22 protein-coding genes are annotated in these 23,752 nt (G+C 64.7%); 14 read left to right on the top strand and 8 right to left on the bottom strand.

The genetic code is table 11. From position 1 onward, the window contains the following. Positions 1-61: 61 nt before the first annotated feature. From fcl to DW352_RS12730, 14 genes are all read left to right on the top strand, one after another. Positions 62-1,021 carry a GDP-L-fucose synthase gene (gene fcl / locus DW352_RS12790; protein ID WP_115691688.1) on the top strand — a complete coding sequence of 320 codons (960 nt, stop codon included), beginning with the start codon at positions 62-64 and terminating at the stop codon, positions 1,019-1,021. Between the two features lie 177 nt (positions 1,022-1,198). Further along, the gene (locus DW352_RS12785) at positions 1,199-2,440 is read left to right on the top strand and encodes a nucleotide sugar dehydrogenase (protein ID WP_210209976.1); all 1,242 of its coding nucleotides are present in this window, start codon (positions 1,199-1,201) and stop codon (positions 2,438-2,440) included. A 2-nt stretch (positions 2,441-2,442) separates the two neighbouring features. Beyond that, the gene (locus DW352_RS12780) at positions 2,443-3,201 is read left to right on the top strand and encodes a glycosyltransferase family 2 protein (RefSeq protein ID WP_162826931.1); all 759 of its coding nucleotides are present in this window, start codon (positions 2,443-2,445) and stop codon (positions 3,199-3,201) included. Next, positions 3,198-5,108, top strand: coding sequence for a nucleoside-diphosphate sugar epimerase/dehydratase (locus DW352_RS12775; protein WP_115691686.1), 1,911 nt, complete (start codon positions 3,198-3,200; stop codon positions 5,106-5,108). Before DW352_RS12780 ends, DW352_RS12775 begins: the two co-directional genes overlap by 4 nt. Positions 5,109-5,122: 14 nt before the next feature. Continuing rightward, positions 5,123-5,704 carry a D-sedoheptulose 7-phosphate isomerase gene (locus DW352_RS12770; protein WP_115691685.1) on the top strand — a complete coding sequence of 194 codons (582 nt, stop codon included), beginning with the start codon at positions 5,123-5,125 and terminating at the stop codon, positions 5,702-5,704. 147 nt (positions 5,705-5,851) lie between these two features. Then, positions 5,852-6,709, top strand: a complete 858-nt coding sequence (locus tag DW352_RS12765) for an IclR family transcriptional regulator (protein WP_115691684.1) — start codon at positions 5,852-5,854, stop codon at positions 6,707-6,709. Positions 6,710-6,758: 49 nt separating this feature from the next. Next, positions 6,759-7,928, top strand: coding sequence for a zinc-dependent alcohol dehydrogenase (locus DW352_RS12760; protein ID WP_115691683.1), 1,170 nt, complete (start codon positions 6,759-6,761; stop codon positions 7,926-7,928). A gap of 139 nt (positions 7,929-8,067) precedes the next feature. Continuing rightward, entirely contained in the window at positions 8,068-8,976 is a 909-nt protein-coding gene (locus DW352_RS12755) for an FAD binding domain-containing protein (protein WP_115691682.1), read from the top strand. After that, positions 8,969-10,846 carry a molybdopterin-dependent oxidoreductase gene (locus DW352_RS27495; RefSeq protein ID WP_170153523.1) on the top strand — a complete coding sequence of 626 codons (1,878 nt, stop codon included), beginning with the start codon at positions 8,969-8,971 and terminating at the stop codon, positions 10,844-10,846. Before DW352_RS12755 ends, DW352_RS27495 begins: the two co-directional genes overlap by 8 nt. After that, positions 10,846-11,868 (top strand): xanthine dehydrogenase family protein molybdopterin-binding subunit, encoded by a 1,023-nt coding sequence (locus tag DW352_RS27490; RefSeq protein WP_281011469.1) that lies wholly within the window; start codon positions 10,846-10,848, stop codon positions 11,866-11,868. The genes DW352_RS27495 and DW352_RS27490 overlap by 1 nt, the downstream gene beginning before the upstream one ends. Positions 11,869-11,946: 78 nt before the next feature. Further along, positions 11,947-12,924 carry a Bug family tripartite tricarboxylate transporter substrate binding protein gene (locus tag DW352_RS12745; protein WP_162826930.1) on the top strand — a complete coding sequence of 326 codons (978 nt, stop codon included), beginning with the start codon at positions 11,947-11,949 and terminating at the stop codon, positions 12,922-12,924. Positions 12,925-12,940: 16 nt separating this feature from the next. Beyond that, on the top strand, positions 12,941-14,833 hold the full coding sequence (locus DW352_RS12740; protein ID WP_210209975.1) for a thiamine pyrophosphate-binding protein: 1,893 nt from the start codon (positions 12,941-12,943) through the stop codon (positions 14,831-14,833). Positions 14,834-14,875: 42 nt separating this feature from the next. Then, positions 14,876-15,490 (top strand): UdgX family uracil-DNA binding protein, encoded by a 615-nt coding sequence (locus DW352_RS12735; protein WP_115691681.1) that lies wholly within the window; start codon positions 14,876-14,878, stop codon positions 15,488-15,490. Between the two features lie 95 nt (positions 15,491-15,585). Further along, positions 15,586-15,780: a hypothetical protein gene (locus DW352_RS12730; protein WP_115691680.1), complete on the top strand. Its 195-nt coding sequence runs from the start codon at positions 15,586-15,588 to the stop codon at positions 15,778-15,780. A 135-nt stretch (positions 15,781-15,915) separates the two neighbouring features. Here DW352_RS12730 and DW352_RS12725 read toward each other — a convergent pair whose 3' ends face one another. The 8 genes from DW352_RS12725 to DW352_RS12690 form a co-directional block, all read right to left on the bottom strand. After that, positions 15,916-16,920: an amidohydrolase family protein gene (locus DW352_RS12725; protein WP_115691679.1), complete on the bottom strand. Its 1,005-nt coding sequence runs from the start codon at positions 16,918-16,920 to the stop codon at positions 15,916-15,918. Further along, the gene (locus DW352_RS12720) at positions 16,917-17,939 is read right to left on the bottom strand and encodes a branched-chain amino acid ABC transporter permease (protein ID WP_115691678.1); all 1,023 of its coding nucleotides are present in this window, start codon (positions 17,937-17,939) and stop codon (positions 16,917-16,919) included. Before DW352_RS12720 ends, DW352_RS12725 begins: the two co-directional genes overlap by 4 nt. Next, on the bottom strand, positions 17,936-18,805 hold the full coding sequence (locus tag DW352_RS12715; RefSeq protein ID WP_115691677.1) for a branched-chain amino acid ABC transporter permease: 870 nt from the start codon (positions 18,803-18,805) through the stop codon (positions 17,936-17,938). The genes DW352_RS12720 and DW352_RS12715 overlap by 4 nt, the downstream gene beginning before the upstream one ends. A 144-nt stretch (positions 18,806-18,949) precedes the next feature. Continuing rightward, entirely contained in the window at positions 18,950-19,654 is a 705-nt protein-coding gene (locus DW352_RS12710; protein ID WP_115691676.1) for an ABC transporter ATP-binding protein, read from the bottom strand. Positions 19,655-19,779: 125 nt separating this feature from the next. Further along, positions 19,780-20,508, bottom strand: coding sequence for an ABC transporter ATP-binding protein (locus DW352_RS12705; protein ID WP_115691675.1), 729 nt, complete (start codon positions 20,506-20,508; stop codon positions 19,780-19,782). 137 nt (positions 20,509-20,645) lie between these two features. After that, a complete protein-coding gene (locus tag DW352_RS12700; protein WP_115691674.1) occupies positions 20,646-21,911 on the bottom strand; it encodes an ABC transporter substrate-binding protein in 1,266 nt (421 codons plus the stop codon). A gap of 28 nt (positions 21,912-21,939) precedes the next feature. Further along, positions 21,940-22,848 carry a 3-hydroxyacyl-CoA dehydrogenase family protein gene (locus DW352_RS12695; RefSeq protein ID WP_115691673.1) on the bottom strand — a complete coding sequence of 303 codons (909 nt, stop codon included), beginning with the start codon at positions 22,846-22,848 and terminating at the stop codon, positions 21,940-21,942. Between the two features lie 61 nt (positions 22,849-22,909). Next, on the bottom strand, positions 22,910-23,713 hold the full coding sequence (locus DW352_RS12690) for an SDR family NAD(P)-dependent oxidoreductase (protein ID WP_115691672.1): 804 nt from the start codon (positions 23,711-23,713) through the stop codon (positions 22,910-22,912). Positions 23,714-23,752 lie beyond the last annotated feature (39 nt).

Raw genomic sequence — 23,752 nt, 5'->3', positions numbered from 1 at the left:
CATTTACAGCGCGTGGCGCTTTGCGGTACGACGGCGGATCGTTTCCGCCGTGAGATCGCCAATGACGCCGCCACTCCTGTTCGACCTGAAAGGCAAGCGGGTCTTTGTGGCTGGGCATAACGGGATGGCCGGCGCGGCCATCGTGCGAAGGCTGCAAGGTGAAGACTGCGAAATCCTGACGGCCGATCGCCGCGCGCTCGATCTCACGCGTCAGAGCGACACCGAACAGTGGCTGGCGGAGCACAAGCCTGACGCCGTCTTCCTGGCGGCGGCGCGGGTCGGCGGCATTTATGCCAACGATACTTATCCGGCGGACTTCATCGTCGACAATCTGGGCATCGCGCTGAATGTGATCCGCGCGTCGCACGAGGTCGGCGTCAGAAAACTGCTCAATCTCGGCTCATCCTGCATCTATCCGAAGATGGCGCCGCAGCCGATGCAGGAAGAAGCGTTGCTCACCGGCCCGCTCGAGCCGACCAACGAGTGGTATGCCGTCGCCAAGATCGCGGCCATCAAGATGTGCGAAGCCTATCGCAAGCAGCACGGCGCCGATTTCGTTTCCGCGATGCCGACGAACCTTTACGGACCCGGCGACAATTATCATCCGCAGAACAGCCATGTTCCGGCCGCGCTCATCCGCCGGTTTCACGAGGCCAAGCTGAGCGGCGCGCCGACCGTCGAGGTGTGGGGCACAGGCACGCCCAGGCGGGAGTTTCTGAGCGCGGACGATCTCGCCGATGCCTGCGTCTTCATTATGAAGCATTATTCCGGCGCCACCTTCCTCAACGTCGGCGCGGGCAGGGACATCACGATCCGGGAGTTCGCAGAGTTGGTCCGCGATATCGTGGGGTATCCGGGTCAGATCGTTTTCGACACCCGGCGGCCCGACGGTCCGCCGAAAAAGCTCCTGGATTGTTCGCGTCTCACCGCGCTGGGCTGGCAGCCGAAAACGCCGCTCCGTGAGGGGCTCGCGGCGGCTTATGCCGATTTTCTGAGCGGCAGCCGGCGTTCGGCCGCTTGATCGGGTAGGATAGAGCAGGGGGGCAGCCCCGCGAGGGTGGGAAATCCCCTTTTGCCCGGGTCGGCTATTTGCTACCTAACCGCCTGCAAAACGGCGATATTTGCGCCCGGGGGACCGGGACGCCCCAGGGGCGCCGTTTCGTCTCTTTGCTCGCCTGCAATCAGTTGAAGGTGCCGCGTGAATTATTCGTCGACCAAGGCTTTTGCTGCCGCCGGGGAAGAGACCGCCTTGGCCGATCTCACCGTGGTGGGCGGCGCAGGCCATGTCGGCATTCCCCTGGTGCTCGCCTTTGCCGAGGCCGGGCTGACCGTCAACATCAACGATCTCAATCAGGATACGCTCGCGACCCTGCGGGCGGGCAAGTTGCCGTTCATCGAATACGGCGCCGAGCCGCTGCTCGAAAAGGCTTTGGCGGACCGGAAGCTCGTCTTCTCCTCGTCGCCGGAAACGATCGGCAGACGCGGCCCCGTCATCATCACGATCGGCACGCCGGTGGACGAGTTCCTCAATCCCGTGCACGGCGATGTGCAGCGCTGCATCGACGAGTTGCTGCCGCACGTTTCCGACGACCAGCTTCTGGTGCTGCGTTCGACCGTCTATCCCGGCACCACCGACTGGCTTGCCGACTACCTCAAGCGGCTCGGCCGCAAGAATCGCATCGCCTTCTGTCCCGAGCGCGTGGTGCAAGGCTACGGCATCAGGGAACTCGGCTCGATGCCGCAGATCGTCAGCGGCACGTCGCCGGAAGCCGAGCAGGAAGCCGCCGATCTCTTCCGCAAGATCACGCCCGAGATCGTGATCTGCAAACCGCAGGAAGCCGAGTTCGCCAAGCTGTTCAGTAACGCTTATCGCTATATCGAATTCGCGGCGACCAATCAGTTCTATATGCTCGCGAAACAGGCTGGCGCCGACTACCAGGCGATCATGAAGGCGATGAAGACGAACTACCCGCGGCTCAAGAGCCTGCCGGGACCGGGCTTCTCCGCGGGACCATGTCTGTTCAAGGATACGATGCAACTCGCCGCTTACGCCCGCAATCAGTTCGGGCTCGGCCATGCGGCCATGCAGGTCAATGAAGGCCTGGTGTTGCAGCTCGTGGACGACATGCGGCGCAATTACGATCTCGCCAACATGACCGTCGGTCTTCTCGGCATGGCGTTCAAGGCGGAGATCGACGACACGCGCGCCTCGCTCAGCTATAAGGTCAAGCGTGCGCTGAAAGTCTGTGCGCGCGAGGTTCTGAGCACCGATCCGTTCGTAACGACCGATCCTTCGCTGTTGCCGCTCGAGCAGGTCATCGAGCGCAGCGACATCATGATTTTGTGCACGCCGCATTCGGCGTATGCCTCTGCCGACTTCAAGGACAAGCCCGTGATCGACGTATGGGGGTTCCTGAAGCACGGGAACGTTGTGCACTGAGCATGACGGCAAGGCTCGATATCATCATCCCCGTTTACAACGAGGGAAAAATCATCCTGGCGACACTCGCCGCGCTGCGCCGTGAGGTGAAGACGCCGTCGCGCATTCTGATCTGTTACGACAGGCCGGATGACGACACGCTCTCGACCATCAAGGCCAATCCGGGCGAGGTCGAAGGGCTGGACATCGCGTTTGTGCAAAACCGCGCCCGCGGCGCGCACGGCGCGGTGATGACCGGCTTCGCCGAGAGCCGCGCGGCCTATGTCCTGGTATTTCCCGCCGACGACGACTTCAATGCCGGCATCCTCGACGCCATGGTCGCCAAGGCCGAGCAGGGCAACGACATCGTCTGCGCCAGCCGGTTTATCCCGGGCGGCTGCATGGAAGGCTGCCGCTGGCTCAAGGCGGCGCTGGTGCGCACGGCCGCCTTCACGCTCTATCACATCGCCCGGCTGCCGACGCGCGATGCCACCAACGGGTTCCGCCTGTTCTCGCGGCGGGTGATCGATCGTATCCAGGTCGAATCCGACCGTGGCTTTGTCTACAGCCTCGAGCTGTTGGTGAAATGCCACCGCCTCGGTTGGCCGGTCGCCGACGTGCCGGCGAAATGGTTCGAGCGCAAACAAGGGGCGAGCCGTTTCCAGGTCTTGAATTGGGTGCCGGCCTATATGCGCTGGTATATGTACGCCTTCGCCACGACGTTCCTGCGCCTGCCGGCGAACTCGGTGAGGCAGCGTCAGACCTGGAAGCCCGCCGAATGAGACGGTTTCAGAGGCTCACGCCGCGTCAGTATCTAATCGTTCTGCACGATCTGGTGGCTACCGCGGCGGCCATCGTGCTGACCTTCCTGGTGCGCTTCGAGGGCGACAGCCTGGACGCGCGGGTCACCGGCTTGAAGCTGTTTCTGCCCTTCTTCGTGATCTATGCCGCGATCGTCTATTTCGTCATCGGCCTGCATCAGAACAAGTGGCGCTTCACGTCCGTTCCCGACCTGTTCAACATCTTCAAAGCGTCGACGGTTCTCGCCGTGTCGCTGCTGGCGCTCGATTATGTGCTGCTCGCGCCGAATTTCTACGGCACGTTCTTCTTTGGCAAGGTCACCATCCTGCTGTACTGGTTCCTGCAGATGTTTCTGCTTGGTGGGACCCGCGTTGCCTATCGCTATTTCCACTATGCGCAGACGCTGCAGCGCGTGCGGGTCGCCGACGCTACGCCGACATTGATTCTCGGCCGCGCCGCCGACGCCGAGGTGCTGTTACGTGCGATCGAAAGCGGTGCCGTGAAGAAGATCTGGCCGGTGGGCATTTTGTCGCCGGCGCGCAACGATCGCGGTCAGGCGATCCGCGGCATCCAGGTGTTCGGCGATATCGAGGATCTTGAGCAAGTGGTTGCCGACCTCGAGGGGCGCGGCAGTCGCGTGACGCGTCTCTTGCTGACTCCATCGGTATTCAACCCGGAGGCGCGCCCGGAAGCGCTGCTGATCAGGGCGCGCCGGCTCGGCGTCACGCTGAGCCAGTTGCCCTCGCTCGACGGCGGCGCGACGGCGGTCCAGCTTCAGCCGGTCGCGGTCGAAGACCTGCTGCTGCGGCCGAGCGTGAAGATCGACTATCAGCGCTTGGAGAATTTCGTTGCCGGCAAAGCGATCGTCGTCACCGGCGGCGGTGGCTCGATCGGCTCGGAGATCTGCGAGCGCGTTGTCACCTTCGGCGCCGGGCGCCTGCTGGTGATCGAGAACTCCGAGCCGGCATTGCATGCCGTGTTGGAGTCGCTGCGCGGCAAGCAGAGCGAGGCCGATATCGTCGGCCGTATCGCCGATATCCGCGATCGCCAGCGTATCATGCAACTGGTCGGCGACTTCAAGCCCGACATCGTTTTCCACGCCGCCGCGCTCAAGCACGTGCCGTTGCTGGAGCTCGATTGGGACGAAGGCATCAAGACAAACGTCTTCGGCTCGATGAACGTGGCCGACGCCGCGGCGGCGTCCGGCGCGTCCGCCATGGTGATGATATCCACCGACAAGGCGATCGAACCGGTATCGGTGTTGGGGGCCACCAAGCGGCTGGCGGAGATGTATTGCGAGGCGCTCGATCACGAGCTTGCGCGCAAGGGCAACGGCCAGCCGTCGACGCGCATGATCTCGGTTCGCTTCGGCAACGTGCTCGCATCGAACGGTTCGGTGGTGCCGAAGTTCAAGGCACAGATCGAAGCGGGTGGACCGGTGACGGTCACGCACCCCGACATGGTGCGTTACTTCATGACCATCCGCGAGGCCTGCGATCTCGTCATCACTGCCGCCACGCATGCCCTGCGTCAGGAGACGCGCGATGTGTCGGTCTACGTGCTCAACATGGGCCAGCCGGTGAAGATCGTGGATCTTGCCGAGCGCATCATCCGCCTGAGCGGGCTGGAGCCGGGGCGCGACATCAAGATCACATTCACCGGCGTGCGGCCGGGCGAACGGCTGCACGAGATCTTGTTCGCGCGTGGCGAGGAGATGTCGGAGATCGGCATTCCCGGCATTGTTGCCGCAAAGCCGTTCCAGCCCTCGATGGAAGCAATCCGCGGCTGGGTTGTGGCGCTCGAGCAGGGACTCGCGCGCAACGAACGCACGGCGATCTACAATTTATTGCGCGACGCGGTGCCCGAATTCCGCGGTGAAGCGGCCTGAGGAGGGTTCGAGCAATGGACGTGGCGGCCTTCTGGAAAGCCGAATTCACCGAACACCATGAGGCCGCGCGCCGCACGGAAGCGGCGCTTGGCGATGCTTTTGCGAAAGTGCTCGCGGCCTGCGTCACGTCGGTGCGGGCCGGTGGCAAGATCATGTTCTTCGGCAATGGCGGCAGCGCGGCGGATGCGCAGCATCTCGCGGCCGAACTGGTCGTGCGCTACAAGAAGGACCGCGCGCCCATTCCTTCTCTCGCGCTCAGCACTGATACATCCGTGCTGACCGCGGGTGGCAACGATCTCGGCTTCGATCAGATTTTCGCGCGGCAGATCGAAGCGTTTGGTAGGCCGGGCGACGTCGCGATCGGCATTTCCACATCGGGCAAAAGTCCCAACGTCCTCGCGGCGCTCAAGCGTGCGAAAGCGCTGGGTTTGGTCACCGTCGCCTTTGGCGGCAAGGACGGCGGCGATCTTCGTGACGTCGCGGATCATGTCCTGGTGGTGCCCTGCGACACCACGGCGCGTATTCAGGAAATGCATATCGCCATCGGACAGATGCTCTGTGGGGCGATCGAACTCGATCTTGGGCTCGTCAGCTAGTTCATCCGACAAGCAAAATTTCCAAGGGCCCGCATTGCGGGCCTTTTGTAACTATTTCACCAATAGAAATCGCAGTTCCTCATACTGAAACTGTCTTGACTCTCCCCGGCGGTGCGATGACGCTAACGGTCAGGGAGAAAACAACCAATGGACGCAACAATCCTGCCTGGGCCGGGTGCAAAAGCTCGGCCGCCACGCCCGCGCGCTGAAGGCGAACGCCACAGCATCCAATCCGTCGACCGCGCGCTGTTCCTGCTCGAAACGATTGCCGAGGCGGGGGGCGAAACGACGCTGACCGATCTCGCCAACCGGACGGGTCTGAACATCTCGACCTGCCATCACCTGTTGGCGACGCTCATTCAGCGCGGCTTCGTCGCGAAAGTGCCGGGCCGTCGTCTCTACGCCCTTGGTGCGCGCATTCTTTATCTCGGCCACGCCTGCCTTCAGGTCGATCTGCCACGTCGTGCGCAGCCCTACATGGAGGCCGTCAACCGCGCGACGGGCGAGACCGTGCATCTCGCGGCTTTGCAGGGCGACTCCATCGTGACGCTCGCGGTTCGCGCCGCGCGTCATGCCGTGCGTGTCGACACCGGCAAGATCGGCAAGATGGATGCGCCGCACGCCACCTCGATGGGCAAGGCGATCCTCGCCTGGCTGCCCGAGGACGAGATCCATCGTATCCTCGCGCATGGCATGAAGCGCTGCACCGACAACACGATCACCGAATTCCCGGTATTGCTCGAGTCGCTGCGGCACGTGCGCCGCAACGGCTATGCGCTCGAGCGCGAGGAGTTCCTGCCGGGCGTGCTCTGCATCGGCGCGGCGATCCGCGACCAAGCGGGTACGGTGATCGGCGGCATCAGCGCGTCGATGCCCTTGATGCGGGCGACGGAAGAACACATCGCGCTGCTGCGTGATGAGCTCGTCGGCGCGACGAAGGCTTTGTCCGCCGAATTCGGCGCACCCAACGCTCTCAACAACAATCAACAAGCCATCGCCAGTTGACCTGCGTTCTCGCGGATTGACGTGATCGAAGGGCGACGTCGGAGGAATTATGTACGCACCCCAAGGCGTAAAGACCAATCATAACGAATTCCCTGTTCCGGAAAGCCAGCGCGCCTGGGTGCTAGGCGGTCCGGGGGAACTCGTGTTCAAGGAAAAGCCGGTGCCGGTGCCGAAGAAGGCCGAGGTGCTGGTGCGCATCGACGCGGTGGCGATCTGCGCTACCGATCTCGAGATCATCTACCACGGCCCGCCGGCGTCGATTCAGGGCGGGCTGCCCTTCAACAAAGACTTCACCCCCGGTCATGAATACATGGGCACGGTGGTGGCGCTCGGGCCGGGCGTTGATGAATACAATATCGGTCAGCGCGTGGCCGTCGAGATTCACGCCGGTTGCGGCCAGTGCAAGCGCTGCCGCGAGGGCATGTACACCTCGTGCCACAACTACGGGCTCAATTACGGCGACGTCGACAAGGGCCATCGCGCCAACGGCTTCACCACCGACGGCGGCTTCTGTGAGTATCAGGTCAACAACATCAACACCCTGGTCTCGCTCGAAGACGAGATGACCGACGAAGAGGGCACGCTCGTCGTCACCGCCGGCACGGCGATGTACGCGCTGACCGAGCTCGGTGGCTTGGTCGCCGGCGAGAGCGTGGTCGTCACCGGCCCGGGCCCGATCGGTCTGATGGCCGTGGCCGTGGCCAAGGCGCTCGGCGCGCAGCCCGTCATTCTCACCGGCACGCGCGACAACCGGCTCGAAATCGGCAAGCAGCTCGGCGCCGATGCGGTAATCAACATCCGCAAGACGCCGGACGTGGTCGCCGAAGTGAAGAAGCTCAACGGCGGCAAGGGCGTCGACTACGTGGTCGAATGCTCGGCGGCGACCAGCGCCGTCAACGACGCGGTGCGCATGGTCAACCGCGGCGGCAAGGTCTGCCTCGCGGCCTTCGCGCATGAGGAAGTGCCGGTCGACGTGGCGCATATCGTGCGCAACAACATCTACGTCTACGGCATCCGCGGCGAAGGCAAGAGCGCCACGCACCGCGCCGAGGCCTATATGCGCCAGAAGCGCTTTGACGCGACGCTCATCCATACGCACACCTTCGACCTCGACGATCTGCCGACAGCGATCCGCTATGCCAAGGATCGTGTCGAAGATGCGATCAAGGTGGTGGTGAAGGCGAAGATGGGCGCCGCGCAAAAGGAAGCGGCGGAGTAGGTTCTTCTTATCCTCCCCCGCTTGTGGGGGAGGGTGGTCGCCGCAGGCGACCGGGTGGGGGTCCGTTGAAGTGACCCCACCCCGGCTCGCTTCGCTCGCCGACCCTCCCTTTTCAGGGGAGGGATGAAGAGGAGCACACATGCTCATCTGCGACGAATACATCACGCCGGCAACGCTAAGCGATGCCTTTGCGGCAATGGAACGCCATCGCGGCCGCTACCGCGTGGTCGCCGGTTGCACCGACACGCTGCCCTGGGCCCGCGAGGGGCGGGCGGGCGATGTCGAAATTCCGGTGCTGATCGATGTTTCCAAGATTCCGGAGCTGAACGAACGCCGCGCCGATGGCGCGCATGTGCGGCTCGGCGCGGCGACGCCGGTGCAACGGTTCCTCGATGACGCCGTGCTCGGCCGCACGATGCCGGCAATGCCGCGCTGCGCGGTGTGGTTCGCCGACGACCAAATCCGCGCCCACGCCACGGTCGGCGGCAATATCGTCAATGCATCGCCGGCCGCGGACCTGATACCGTGCCTGATCGCGCATGATGCGGCCGTCGAACTCGCAACGGCGAACGGCAGACGCAGCTTGGCGTTGCGCGAGTTCACGCTCGGCCCCGGCAAGACCGCATTGCAGGAAGGGGAACTGGTCACGGCCATCGTTTGCGATGCGCTGCCGGGTTACGGCGGCAGCTTCGAGAAGGTCGGTCATCGCCGCTCGCTGGTCATCTCCACCGTCTGCCTCGCCGTGCTCGTCAAACTCGACGCCGCCGGTCGCGTGTTTGAAGACGTCCGTCTCGCCATTGCAGGCGTGTGTCCGGCGCCGCGGCGCCTGACTGAGATCGAACAGGCGTTGCGCGGCGTCCGGCTGTCGTCCGCGAAGCTCGAGGAAGTCGCCGACATGCCGCTGGACGTCGTCCAGTCGCGCACGCGGCAGGAATATCGCCGCGACGTCGTGCGCGGTTTCCTGATGCGTGGCCTGATCAACGCTGCCAAGCGCGCTGGTGCCGATCCAACCGCGCTGCCGCAAGACTTCGAGACCACTTATGCCTGACCTTCAGATCAAAGCGACGATCAACGGCCGCAAGGTTGCGCGGAGCGCCAAGCCGCATCAACGGCTGCTCGATTTCCTGCGCGACGATCTCAATCTCACCGGCAACAAGGAAGGCTGTGGCGCGGGCGAATGCGGCACCTGCTCGGTGTTCGTCGACGGCGTGCTGATGAAATCCTGCCTGCTGCCGGTCGCCAAGGCGCAAGGCACCGCGATCGAGACGGTCGAAGGTCTGGCCCGTGGCGGCGAATTGAGCGTGCTGCAGAAGGCATTCCACAAAGCGGGCGCCAGCCAATGCGGCTATTGCATCCCCGGCATGGTGATGGCGGCGACCGCGGCGTTGCGCGCCAATCCGTTCGCCGACCGCGAGGAGATCAAGGAGCGGCTCGGCGGCAATATCTGCCGCTGCACCGGCTACCAGAAGATATTCGACGCCGTCGAGCTGGCGCGCGATGTACAGAACGGCCGTCTGCCGGCGACGGCGCTGTCGGAGCAGGAGCATGCCGAAGGCGATTTCATCGGCAAGAACGTGCGCCGCATCGATGCGCCGAGCAAGGTGTCGGGTAAGCTCCGTTATGCCGGCGACATGATCATGCCGGGCATGCTGCATGTGCAGGTGCTGCGCTCGCCGCATGCGCACGCGCGAATCCTCTTGATCGACACATCAGCCGCCGAGGCCATGGACGGCGTCGAAGGCGTCATCACCTGCGCCGATGTGCCGGGCGAGGACGGTTTCGGTGTGTTCGTGCACGATCAACCGGTCATGGCGCGCGGCAAGGTGCGTTATGTCGGTGAAGCGGTCGCCGCCGTGGCGGCGGAAGATCCGGTGACGGCGCGCCGCGCGGTGGCTGCCATCAAGGTCGTCTATGAGCTGTTGCCCGCCGTATTCGATGCCGACGAAGCTATGCGATCGGGCGCGCCCGTGCTGCACGATTACGCGCCAGACAACATCACCAAGCACATCCCGATCCGGGTCGGCGATGTCGAGGCCGGCTTCGCGGCCGCCGATTTGGTGCTGGAGGAGAACTATTCGACCCAGGCCATCGAGCACGCCTATCTCGAACCGGAGGCGGGGCTCGCTTACGTCGACCATGACGGCGTCGTCACGGTGGTGTCGCCGAGCCAGAACATCACGCACCACCGTCACATGCTGGCGAAGATCATCGCCAAGCCGATCTCCAAAGTCCGCTTCATCATGAGCCCGGTGGGCGGTGGCTTCGGCGGCAAAGAGGACATGATCTATCAGGGCATGTTGGCCCTGCTGGCGATGAAAACCGATCGCCCGGTGCGGCTGGTGTTCACGCGGGAAGAATCGATGGCGTCGACCGCGAAGCGCCATCCCTCGCGCACCACCTTGCGCATGGGCTTCACCCGCGAGGGCCGCATCCTCGCCTCGCACCTGACCATGATCTGCGACGGCGGCGCTTACGGGCTGTCGACCGAAGGCGTGATGCGCAAGGCGGCGATTCTCGGCGCCGGCCCCTATGCGATCCCGAATGTGCGGGTCGATACCTACGGCATCTACACCAACAACACGCCGTCCGGCGCCTTCCGTTCCTTCGGCGCGCTGCAGACGCAGTTCGCCACCGAAAGCACGCTCGATATGGCGGCCGAGCGGCTTGGCCTCGATCCGTTCGTCATCCGCCGCATCAACGCCTTTCAGGACGGGGGCACGACGCACACCAAACAGAGGCTCGGCAAAGTGAGCCTCACGCGCGTGCTCGACGCGCTCGAGCAGGGCAGCGGCTGGGAGCAGGGCGTGCCGGCGGTGCGCGGCGGTGCGCGCAGCGATCTCGGCCGCAGCGATGTGCGCCCGGCTGTATCGCTCGGCGCGCGCTTCGCGGCGCACGACAAACAAGAGGCGGCGGAATAATGGCCCGTAAACGCGGACGCGGCATGGCGGCGAGCTGGTACGGGATCGCGCGGACGGCGACGGTGGACCGCGCCGCCGCCTGGGCTGAAATCGACGATGGCGGTTCGGCCAAGGTCGTCACCGGCGTCACTGAGATCGGCGAAGGCATCCTCACCGTGCTGGCGCAGATCGCCGCCCAGGAGATGGGCGTGAAGCCCGAGCATGTGGTGATCGGCGACAACGACACGGCACGCGCGCCGGAAGCGGCACATGCCGGCGCCACACGCCAGACTTACATGATCGGCAGCGCGGTGGCGCTGGCGTCGCGCGAGGCGAAGAAGCGGCTGGTCGAGGTGATGGCCGCTATCTGGGACGTGCCGGCCGACACGATCCACACCGGCAACGGCGAAATCTGGGCCGAGAACACCAATCACCGCATCAGCATGGGCGAGGCGGTGCATAGGGCCAAAGGCAAAGGCGTGGTGCCGGTCGGCTCCGCCACCTTCGGTACCGATACGACCGGCATCGCCGACGGCAAAGGCGGCGATGGATCCGGGCGGCCTTGGCAGGCTTACGTATTCGGCGCGCAGGTTGCGGAGGTCGAAGTCGACACGGTCACCGGCGAGGTGCAGGTGCTCGGCGTGTGGGCCGCGCACGACGTCGGCCGGGCCGTCAATCCGCAGGGCGTCGAAGGCCAGATCGAGGGCGGCGTCGTGCAGGCGCTCGGCCAGGGCCTGATGGAGGACTATCAGCTCGACAAAGGCCGCACGACGACGCCCGGTTTCGCCAAATACATCCTGCCGACGTCGCTCGACGTGCCGCGCGTCAATTCCATCATCGTCGAGGAGCCGGACCCGATCGGACCGCTCGGCGTCAAAGGCATCGGCGAGCCGGCGATGGTGCCGACCATTCCCGCCATCATGAACGCGATTTACGACGCGGTTGGCGTCCGCATCACCGCCCTGCCGGCGACGCCGGAGAAGGTGCTGGCCGCCATCCGCGAGAAGGAGAAGCGCGAAGCGCAAATGCAAGCGGCCGAGTAGAAGCCGCACGATCGGAGAAAGCCTCTGGTTCCGAGTGAACTGCCTAAAACCAAAACAAACTTTAGGGAGGAGGATGCCGTGAAGAAGACCTACGCTGCGGCTGTACTGACGGCTCTCGCGCTTGCTGTTGCGCCGGCGCTGGCCGAGGACTATCCGACACGTCCCATCATGATGGTCGTGCCCTATCCGGCGGGAGGCCCGAGTGACGTGGTGGCGCGCATCGTCGCCGACGGCATGAGCAGGGCACTCGGACAATCGATCGTCGTCGAGAATGTCGGCGGCGCCGGCGGCACCATCGGTACCGGGCGCGTCGCGGAAGCGCACGCCGACGGTTACACATTGCTCGCCGCCAGCATGGGCTCGCACGTTTCGGCGCCGGCGCTCTATCCCAATCTGAAATATGACTCGACCAAAGACTTCACGCCGATCGGGGTCACGGCCTATGCACCGGCCGCTATCGTATCCAAGAAGGATATTCCGGCGAATAACCTGAAGGAGTTTGTCGACTACCTTAAGAAAAATGGCGAGAGCGTGAAGCAGGCGCATGGCGGCGTCGGCGCCTCGTCGCACATGGCGTGCATGCTGTTCAATTCGGTGGTTGGTGCCAAACCGAGCCAGGTTGCCTATCGCGGCACGGGCCCGGCGCTCAATGATGTCATTGGCGGTCATGTCGACTTCTTCTGCGAGCAGGTCGTCAGCGTCATGGGCGCGGTCAAAGGCGGTTCGTTGAAAGCCTACGTCGTGTCCGGCGACACGCGCTCGCCGGCGCTGCCGGATGTGCCGTCGGCCAAGGAGGCGGGCATTCCCGACTACAGCATCAACGTCTGGAGCGGCGTGTTCGCGCCGAAGGGGCTGCCGAAGCCGGTTGCCGACAAGCTCGTCGCTGCCCTCGACAAAGCGCTCGACGATCCGGCAGTGGCCAAGCGGCTGCAGGAGCTTGGCGGTACGGTGCCGCCGAAGGCCGATCGCGGTCCGGGCCCGCTCGCCGAGCGTCTCAAGAACGACATCGGGCGCTGGGATCCGATTCTGAAGACCGCAGCGGCCAAACTGAATTGACGCCTAAGGAGACGCCATGCTGACGCGCAGCCCTCGGAGCGAAGTCGAACGCCAGATGCGTGAACGCGCACGTGCGCTGCGTGCCGCTGGCGGCATCGAACAGGCATTGGCCGACGGCGCTGTCTCGAAGCTCGTCGAGACCACTTTGTCGGAAGCGCTTGTGCTCGGCCTGTTGAAGCAGGGCGTCTCCAAATACTTTGCGATTTTCGGCCACGGCTCGACCGATCTCGGCAACGTTCTGCGCATCTATGAAGAGGAAGGCGTTACCCGCACCATCAATTGCCGCAACGAAGTGGAGATGGCGCATGCGGCCACGGCGCTGCGCTGGCAGTATGGGGAACTCTGCGCGGTGGTGGCCTCGATCGGCCCGGGGGCTTTGCAGGCCTTCGCCGGCTCGCTCGCCGCCGCCTCGAACGGCGTCGGCGTCTACCACATCTACGGCGACGAGACGACGTACGGCGAAGGCTACAACATGCAGCAGGTGCCGAAGGAAGAGCAAGGCCTGTTCGGCCGGCTCACCGCGGTGTTGGGTCAGTCTTACGTGCTGCATACGCCAGAGGGGCTGCGCGATGCGCTGCGGCGCGGCGCGATCTGCGTCAATCATCCTTACCGCGCGGGGCCGTTCTATCTGCTGTTGCCGCTGAACACCCAGCCCGCCGAGCTTACGGTCAACCTCGCCGCGCTGCCGGGCCGGCCCGACCTGCCTAAGCTGGCACCGGCGGACGACGTTGCGCTCGATGCAGCCGTTGCGATGGTTGCAAAGGCCGAGAGGGTCGCGATCAAGGCGGGGGGCGGCACGCGCGGCCACGACGCCGCCGTGACGCGGCTGGCGGAGGCGGCGGGCGCGGCGGTGGTGCTCTCGCCAGGCTCGACCGGCGTGCTGCCGGACGCGCATCCGCAGAACATGCATGTCGGCGGCTCGAAGGGCTCGATCAGCGGCAACTACGCCATGAACGAGGCCGACTTGCTGATCGTCATCGGTTCGCGCGCGGTATGTCAGGCCGATTGCTCAGGCATCGGCTACAAGAAGGCGAAGGCCGTCATCAATATCAATGGCGACCTCGCCGACGCGCTGCATTACAACAACACGGTGGCGCTGGTCGGCGATATCGGCGCGGTGGCCGAACGCCTGGCGGCGAAGCTCGAAGCCGCCAAGGCCAACAACAACAAGGATGAATGGCTCGAGTCCTGCGTGGCCAAGAAGCAGGAATGGGCCATCTACAAGCGCATGCGGTTCGAATGCGAACCGCTGCGCGATGACGTGTGGCAGAAGCCGGTGCTGACGCAGCCGGCCGCGATCAAGATCGTGGCCGATTTCGCCAAGGCGATCGGCGCCGCCAAGTTCTTCGATGCCGGCGACGTGCAGGCCAACGGCTTCCAGATCGTCGAGGACGACAGGACGGGCGATACCTTCACGGAGACCGGCGCCTCCTATATGGGGTTCGCGGTGAGCGCGCTGGTCGGCGCGGCGCTGGCCGACAACCCGCGCTATGCCATCGCCTTCACCGGCGACGGCTCCTTCATGATGAACCCGCAGGTGCTGATCGACGCCGTCGAACATCGCGTGCGCGGCATGATCGTCATCTTCGACAACCGCCGCATGGCGGCGATCACCGGCTTGCAGCGGGCCCAGTACGACGCGGAATTCCGTACCAACGACAGTGTCGCGGTGAACTACGTCCAGCTCGCCGCCGCGGTTTCCGGTGTCCTGGCGGTATGCGGCGGCAGCAACGCTGAAAGCCTGCGCGCCGCGCTCAAGGCGGCGCGCGATCATGACGGATTGTCCGTCGTTCATGTGAAGATCTACAGCGGACCGGACGAGCTCGCCGGTTTGGGCGCCTGGGGCCAATGGAATGTCGGCAACTGGTGCGCCGACGTGCAGGACGAGTGGATAAGGCAAGATCTTTGATCGGTTAAGGAACATGGAGCGGGGCCGATCCGTTGCCGGGCCATGGATGAGCAGGCGCCCGATATCCGGTCATTGAAAGCGTTGCGCACGGCGGAGGCCGCCTGCACGCGCTGCCCGCTTTACAAGAATGCCACGCAGGTCGTCTCCGGCGAGGGGCCGGCGCGGGCGCGCATCCTGATGGTGGGCGAACAGCCGGGCGACCAGGAGGACAAACAGGGGCATCCCTTCGTCGGGCCGGCGGGCCGCGTGCTGCAGGCGGCGTTGGACGATGCCGGCATTTCGCGCGGCGAGATCTTCATCACCAATGCCGTGAAGCATTTCAAGTTCGAGCCCCGTGGCAAGCGCCGCCTGCACAAGCGGCCGAATGCCCACGAAATCGATCAATGCCATTGGTGGCTCGACGCCGAACGAAAGCTGGTGAAGCCGAGCATCTTGGTGGCGCTGGGAGCGACGGCCGTGCGCAGCGTGTCCGGGCATCCGCTGCCCATCAACAAGATCCGCGGGCGCCTGATCGATCTGGCCGACGGCGGCCGCATGCTCGCGACCATCCATCCGTCATACATTCTGCGCATCGAGGATGAGGCGGACAAGCGCGCGCAGTACCGGCAGTTCGTGGCCGACCTCAAGGTGTGCGTCAAAACGCCGGCAGCCGCCTGATATCCGCGGCGCGGAACCTCGCCGCCGACCAGACGTTTCCCTAATGAACCAACGGAGGCACGCGGCCCTCGGCCGCGCGGAAACGGGAGAGTTGGATGACCGACAATCGTGGCCATACGGCCGAGCACGAAAAGCCGCTTGAAAAGAAGGCGGAAAAGGAACGCGAACGGATCAAGAAGCAGGAGGACGAGGTGGTGGTGAACTCCGACGAGAGCTTCCCCGCCAGCGATCCGCCGTCCTTCAATCCGGGCATCACCGGCGCGGGCGACGTGAAAAAGAAGAAGCACTAACACTTCCGACGAAGCTTATGTCCCGTCCTGCCCGGCCTCGTGCCGGGCATGCACATCATAGGCATCCACGTCTTTGAAAAATTGATGGCCGGAACGGCTGCGAGGACGCAAGCCCGGCCATCCCGAATGCATCGCTTAGCCGAACTTCATATTTAAAAGCTTCTCGGCATTGCCGCAGAACACTTTTCGTTCGTCAGCCGCCGTCAATCCAAGGTTCCTGACAGTATCGATTGTCGGGGCGATCGGCCCGAGCGGCGTGTCGGTCGCGAACACGACCTTATCGGCGCCGAAGAACTCGTAACCGCACCGGATTGCATTGACGCCGCCACCGAACATGGCGGTGTCGGCATAGAAGTCGTGCAGATACGCCATATGCGGCCGCTTCAGCGACGGCAGGATCTGCGAATAATCCTCGTCGGAGGTGCGCTGACCAAGCACTTCGAGGCCTTTGCCTACACGGCCGTCGTAGTAAGGGATCATGCCGCCGAGATGGTGCGTTACGATCTTGAGCTGCGGATAGCGGTCGAGCAGCCCGCAGAATACCATCCGCACCATCGCGACCGACGTTTCATAGGGCCAGTGGAAGCACCACCACATCTCGAAGCGCGACTTCTTCTCCGCCGGATAGTCCGGCATCGACGCAGTCCCGACCGGGTGCAGCCAGACGACCGCGTCGAGTTCGGCGACCGCCTTGAAGATCGGATCGAATTTCGGATCGTCGAGCGGCTCACCGGCGATATTGGTGTAGATCAGCACGCCGCGCGCGCCGAGATCGTTGATGGCGCGCTTTGCCTCGGCGACTGAGCCTTCGATGTCGGTCAGGCACAGCGCCGCCGCGAAGGTCGGAAAGCGCTCGGGATGCTTGCGGCACATGTCGGCCATCGCGTCATTGGCGATCCGCGCGAGGTCGATGCCCAGATGCGGCGGCGCGATGTCCTCGATCGCGGGGTTGGGCAGCGAGATGATCTGCCGATAGTCACCGAACTGATCCATCTCTCTGAAGCGCGCGTCGAGGTCGAACAGCTTCGGTATGCCGCGCAGCCTCTTACCGATATTGGTGAGGTTAGGCGCGACTTTGCTCATCTCCTGAAAGAAGCGATCCGGATAGATATGGCAATAGATATCGATGATCGGGCTCATGATTTTGCCTCCAACTTATCGGGCGTGAGGATCAGGCGACGCTGCAGCGGCAGCGCCTGCCAACCGAAGCGCTCGGCGACGAGGCCCCAGAGCCCTTTCGGCGCCCACAACATGACGACGATCGCCACCGCGCCCATGATCAAAAGATAGAGGCTGCCGAGGTCGGCCAACGTCTGCCGCATCAAGAAGAAGATCACGGTGCCGATGACCGGGCCCTCGATGCGACCGATGCCGCCGATCACCACGATGAAGATGACGAAGGCGGTCCAGTCGTTGACGCTAAAGGCGGTGTCCGGGGAGATGCGCAGCTTCATGAGAAAGATAAGCGCGCCGGTCATGGCGGTGCCGGCGGCGGTCAGCACATAGACCGCAAGTTTCAGCCGGGTGACATCGATGCCGTTGCTGCGCGCCGCGAGCTCGTTGTCGCGAACGGCGGTCAGCGCGAGGCCGTGGCGCGAGCGCAGCAGCGCCACCATGGCGGCGAGCACGACGACGGCGAGGCCGAGCGCGAGCCAGTAAATCTCGAACTCGCGCATTTGCCGTGTCGGCGCGATCGAAAGGATGATAGCCGCGGGAAGGCTGACGCCGGAGCCGCCGCCGAGGACCGATATCTGCGAGGCGAGCAGACGGAAGACCTCCGCCACCACCCAGGTGCCGATGGCAAAGTAGGCGCCACGCAGCCGGAAGATCAACAGCGCCAACGGCACGGCGACCAGCGCCGCCGCCGGACCCGCGATGAAAATGGCGAGGATCGGATGCACGCCGAACAGCATCGCCAGCGCGAAGAGGAGATAGCCGCCGAAGCCGACGAACGCCTGCTGGCCGACCGAGACCAGGCCCGCGTAGCCGGCGAGTAGATTCCACAAGCTTGCCAGCGCGAGATAGGTGAACATCTCGGCCAAGAGCCGCAGCGTATTGCGGTCGCCCCAGGCCGGCGCGGCAACGAGCGCGACGAGCGCCAGCGCAATCAGCGTAACGCCGATCTGGCTCGAACGAGTCGCGTGCTGAACCTTGGTCAATGCGACACCTTCGGAAAGAAGCCCTGCGGCCGGAAGGCCAGGATGGCGAGGAAGGCGATGTGTCCGGCGAGCAATTGCCAGCCAGGGTCGATTTGCGCGCCGATCGCTTGTGCGACACCGAGAATGATGCCGCCGATCAGCGTGCCCCACAGGCTGCCGAGGCCGCCGATGATGACCGCCTCGAAGCCGAAGATGAGCCGGGCCGGGCCGATCGACGGATCGAAGTTGGCGCGTACCGCGAGGAATACGCCCGCGATGGCGACCACGGCGAGCGACAGCGCCATCGCCATCGCGAAGACGTGACGCGTATCGAGCCCCATCAGTTGCGCCACCGCCTGGTCGTCGGAGGTGGCGCGGAAGGCGCGGCCGAGGGCCGTGCGATAGAACAGCCACTGCAGGCCGGCGATCACCGCGATGGCGAGCACGAACTGGATCAGTGGCAGCGCGCCGATCCAGACGCCGGGCAGCGCCTGGAAAGACTGCACTTCGATGGGGCCGGCTTGCAGCTTGCGGCTGTCGGCGGTGAACAGTTCGAGCAGCCCATTCTGGATGATGATCGACAGGCCGAAGGTGACGAGCAGCGGCGGCAGCAAATCGTCGCCGAGTGTGCGGTTCAGGAGGCCGCGTTGCAGGCCGTAGCCGATCAGCGCCATCACCGGCACGACGATGACGAGCGCGAGCAGCGGATTGATGCCGAGCCCGGTGGTCACCATCAGCGCGATATAGGCGGCGAGCACGATCAGGTCGCCGTGGGCGATGTTGACGAGGCGCATGACGCCGAAGATGAGTGACAGCCCGGCGGCGAACATGGCGTAGAGCCCGCCGACCAGCACGCCTTGCAGGATGATGTTGAGCCAAAGGGTCATGTCGATACGGTGCCGCTTGCTCCGTCATGCCCGGCCCTGTGCCGGGCATCCACGTTTTTCGGTCCACCCAAAAAGAAAGGCGTGGATGGCCGGGACAGGCCCGGCCATGACGGCGGATAGGCATGAATGCGTTTCATCATCCCCTCACACCCCGAAATACGCGGCGGAGATGCGCTCGCGCGTCAGCGACTTTGCCGCGCCTTCGAGCGCGACGCGGCCTTCCTGCAGGCAATAGACCTGCGACGCCGCGCGCAGCGCCTGCACGATGTCCTGCTCGACGATGACGACCGACAGTCCTTCGCCGACGATGTCGGGCAGGCGCGCATAGATGTCGCGCACGATGATCGGCGCAAGACCGAGGCTGATCTCGTCGCACAACAGCAGCCGCGGATTGGACATCAGAGCGCGGCCGATGGCGCACATCTGCTGTTGTCCGCCCGAGAGCGAGGTCGCCGGCAAATGCCGCCGCTCGGCGAGCACCGGAAAGAGCGCATAGATGCGCTGTAAGCTCCACGGCCCCGGCCGTTTCGACTGGCCGCCGATCAGGAGGTTCTCTTCGACGCTGAGCGAGGGAAACAGCCGCCGGCCTTCCGGCACCAGCGCGATGCCGCGCTTCACCACGTCGAAGGCAGGCGCTCCGGCGACGTTATGGCCGTCGAAGACGATTTCTCCATGCCGCGGGGGCATGAGGCCGGCGATGCTTTTCAGGAGCGTGCTCTTGCCGGCGCCGTTGGCGCCGATCACCGCCACGACTTGCCCGGTTTCGACGCTGAGCGACACGCCGAACAGAGCTTGGAAGTCGCCGTAGAAGGCATCGATGGCGTCTACCTGGAGGAGGGGCTCAGGCATGGCCGCACCTCTCTGTCAGTCCGGGGCACGCGCGTAGCGCGTGAACCCGGAATCCAGAGATGGGCTCGGAGCTCGTTTCTGGATTCCGGGTCCGGCCCTTCGGGCCGTCCCGGAATGACGGGGAACTACGCATCGGCTTCGATCCCCATGTAAATCTCGGCCACTTGCGGGCTTTTGATCACCGTCTGCGGATCGCCTTGCGCGATGAGCTTGCCGCCGTGCAGCACGACGAGACGGTCGATGGTGGCGAGCAGTGCGTGCACCACGTGCTCGATCCAGACGATGGCGACGCCGCTCGCGCGCACGTCCTTGATCAGCGAGACCAGCGTCGTGCATTCGTGTTCGGTCAGGCCGCCGGCGACTTCGTCGAGCAGCAGCACGCGCGGCTTGGTCGCGAGCGCCCGCGCGAACTCCAGCCGCTTGCGGTCGAGCAATGTCAGGCCGCCGGCCGGCTTGTTGGCCTTGTCGGCAAGGCCGCAGCGCAGGAGCAGGTCGGCGCAGCGCGCGTACACCGCCTTCTCGCGCTCGTTGTTGCCGAAGGCGGCGGCGACGACGACGTTCTCGAACACGGTCATGCCCGAGAAAGGCTGTGGAATCTGGAACGAGCGTGCCAGCCCGAGGCGGCAGCGATGACCGGGCGAGGCGTGCGTGATGTCCTGGCCATCGAACAGCACGCGGCCGGCATCGGGCCGCACCGTGCCGGTCGCCATGCCGAACAAAGTCGTCTTGCCGGCGCCGTTGGGGCCGAGAATGCCGAGCGCTTCGCCTTCATCGATCGACAGATCGATGCCGTCGGCCACGACCACGGCGCCGAAGCGTTTGGAGATGTTCTCGAGGGCGAGGAGGGCGGGCATGCTGTGCGTTTTCACTCCACGCCGTCATGCCCCGCGAAAGCGGGGCATCCAGTACGCACAAGCGCCGGTATCGGCCTGCAGACGCTGGGCGTACTGGATCGCCCGCTTGCGCGGGCGATGACAGCTTCGATCTCGGCTCAGCCCAACGGCTGCGTCTTGCCGCCGGTCGGGATATTCGGCGCGGTCTTGTTCTCGGTGATGACGAGCTCGAGCTTGTCGTTGTTGCGCTTCCACTGGCCGGCAACGAGCGGCGTCTTGGTGACGTTCTTGACCGGCTGGCCGGACCACTTCACCGGGCCGACGATCGAGGCATAGTTCGTTGCCATGATCGCATCGAGCACCGACTTCGGATCGGTCGGGTTCTTCGCGCGCTTCAGAACATCGATGGCCACTTCGAACAGCGCGTGCTGGAAGCCGATCGGCTGCGTCCACGGCTTGCCGGACGCTTTCGTATAAGCTTCGGCCAATTCCTTGCTGCTTTGGCCGGTGAGGCCCGACTTGAACGGATGGTTCGGCGTCCACCAAATCTCGCTGGAAAGGCCGTCGCCGCGCGCCCCGAGTGCATCGACGGCGGAGGGAAACAGCAGTGCCTTGCCGATGGTGACGATCTTCGGCTTGAAGCCCTGTTGTGCCGCCTGCGACCAGAAGGTGGCGAAGTCCGGCGGGATCATCACGCCGGTGACGATCTCGCAGCCCGCCGCCTTGAAGGCGGAGATCTGCGCGGTGAAGTCGTTGTTCATCGGCTGGTAGCGGCCGGGATCGGTGAGCTTGTAGCCGGCCTGCGCCAGCGCCGGCGGCAGGCCGAGCTTGGCATCGCCCCAGGCATTGCCATCGGCATCGTTGGGGAAGAGGCCGCCGATGGCCTTGTTGGTCGGCACGCCGTCCCACAACGCGAGGAACGCGCCGATGACGTCCTCGAGGCCCCAGAAGAAGTGATAGGTCCAGGTGAAGCCCTGCTTCGGATCGCCTTTGCGGCCGAAGAAATACGGCTGCCACGGGCAGTTGGTGGTGATGCACGGGACTTCGTTGACCTCGGCCTGATCGGCGATCGGGTTGGTCGTGTCCGGCGTGCCGGAGCCGATGAGGAGGTGCACCTTCTCGCCGAGAATGAGATCGGACGCCACTTCGGACGCGCGGCTCGCGCTCGACTGGCTGTCCTTGGTGATGACCTCGACTTTGTAGGTCTTGCCGCCGGTCTCGATGCCCTTCGCCAGAAGCGCGCGCACCTGTTCGAGGATGAAGCCGTCGGCCTCGCCGAAGCCGGCAAGCGGGCCGGTGCGCGGGCTGACGTGGCCGATCTTGATCACCGCCGACTGCGCCTGCGCCGGCAGGGTCACGAGGGCCGGTGCCGCCAGTGCGCCGAGGCCGGTCTTGACCATAGTGCGTCTGGAAATGCCGCTCATCGTTCCTTCCTCCCTTTTATTCGCGGCCTCAGTTGTCCTGGGCGCGCGCTTGTTTCAGGTGCCGTAGAACTTTCGTCCGCAACTCCTGTTGTTGTTCGGGGCTCCACCTGCGGAAGCCTTCGCCGCTCTTGAAGCCGAGTTTGCCGTCCTTCACGAGTTTTTCCAAATAGCGCGACGGACCGGGCCGCGAGTCGATATCCGGCAGCACGGTCTTGTGGATGGCCAATGTCAGATCGGTGCCGACCATGTCGGCGTTCTCCAGCGGGCCGAGCACGGCGAGCCGGCGGCCGAACGCCGCCTTGATCACGGTGTCGACGGTCTCGGCGTCGCAGATGCCGTTCTCGACCAGTGCGATGGCCTCGCGCCACAAGGCGTGCTGCAGGCGGTTGCCGATGAACCCGGGCACGTCCTTCTTCACATGCGCCGGCTTCTTGCCGGCGTCGGCGTGCAGCTTCATCGTGAAGGCGACAGCGTCGGCGGACGTCCACTGCGTCTCGATCACCTCGACCAGCGGCACGAGGTAGGGTGGATTCCACCAGTGCGTGCCGAGCGCGCGCTCGCGCCGCGCCAGCCCTTGCATGATGGCGGTGATCGGAATGACCGACGTGTTGCTGGCGAGGATCGCGTCCGGCCGGGCGTGCCGTTCGATCTCGGCGAACAGCTTCTGCTTCAGCGCCAGGTCTTCCAGCACCGCCTCGACGACGTAATCGGCGTCGCGCACCGCTTTGGCAAGGTCGGCTTCGGGCGTCACGCGGTTCACGGCGCTCTCGTCGTCGCCGAGGTCCTTGAGATTGGTGAGGATGCGATCTTTGGCGCTCGCCAGCGTCTTCTCGGATGAGTCGTAGATGATCACGTCATGGCCGGCGAGCGCGAACACCTGCGCGATGCCGTGGCCCATGAGCCCGGCGCCGATGACGGTGATGCGGGGCTTAGTCATGATTCGACCCCACCCGCTTATGCGGCAACGAACGGAGGAAAAGTCCTGCCATGCTCATGCCTCATCCCGCCGTGTAGCCGCCGTCGGCATAAAGGATGTGGCCGGTGTAGAAGTCCGATGCCTTGGAGGCGAGGAAGAGCAGGGGCCCCGCAAGATCCTCCGGCTCGCCGAGGCGGCCCTTCGGCACGCGCGCGAGGAAGCCTTTGCGCACGGTCTGCGCCCGCTCGGTGTCTTCGTACATCCAGGCGGTGAGCGGCGAACGGAAGACGGTCGGGCCGATGGCGTTGACGGTAATGCCGGTCTCGCCCCATTCGCAGCCGAGCGCCTTGGTGATGCCGTCGACCGCCGACTTCGAGGCGCAGTAGGCGGTGTAGCCGGCCGGATGGCCGAGCAGGCCGCGCGCGGAGGAGGTGAGGATCACCTTGCCGCCGTGGCCTTGCTTGAGCATCTGCTTGCCGGCGGCGCGCGCCATCAGCCACGACTGCGTGACGTTGGCGTCCTGCACGTCGAGGAAATCTTCCAGCTTCTGCTCGGTGATCTTCGCCACCTTATTTAGACCCGAGGCGACGACCAGGATGTCGACGCCGCCGAAGCTCTCGACCGCCTTGGCGACGATCTTGTCGCAGTTCTCTTCCGACGACGGACGCAGCGCGATCACCGCGGCCTTGCCGCCGAGCGCCTCGCATTCCTTCGCTACGTTGTTGAGCTCGCTCTCTTTGCTGGCGGCGAGCACGACATTGGCGCCGGCGCCGGCCAGCACCTTGGCGGCGAGCGCACCGAAGGCGCCCGAAGCGCCGGTGACGATCGCCGTCTTGCCTTTGATGTCGAACAGACCGAGCGGATTTTTCAGGAAGGCTTCGGACATGGCGTTGCTCCCAGGATTTTTGTTGCTGTCATGCCCCGC

It is taken from the genome of Pseudolabrys taiwanensis (assembly GCF_003367395.1).
GTDB classification, from domain to species: domain Bacteria; phylum Pseudomonadota; class Alphaproteobacteria; order Rhizobiales; family Xanthobacteraceae; genus Pseudolabrys; species Pseudolabrys taiwanensis.
The sequence above is the reverse complement of the archived record's forward strand: the minus strand, read 5'-3'. Positions and strand labels throughout refer to the sequence as shown.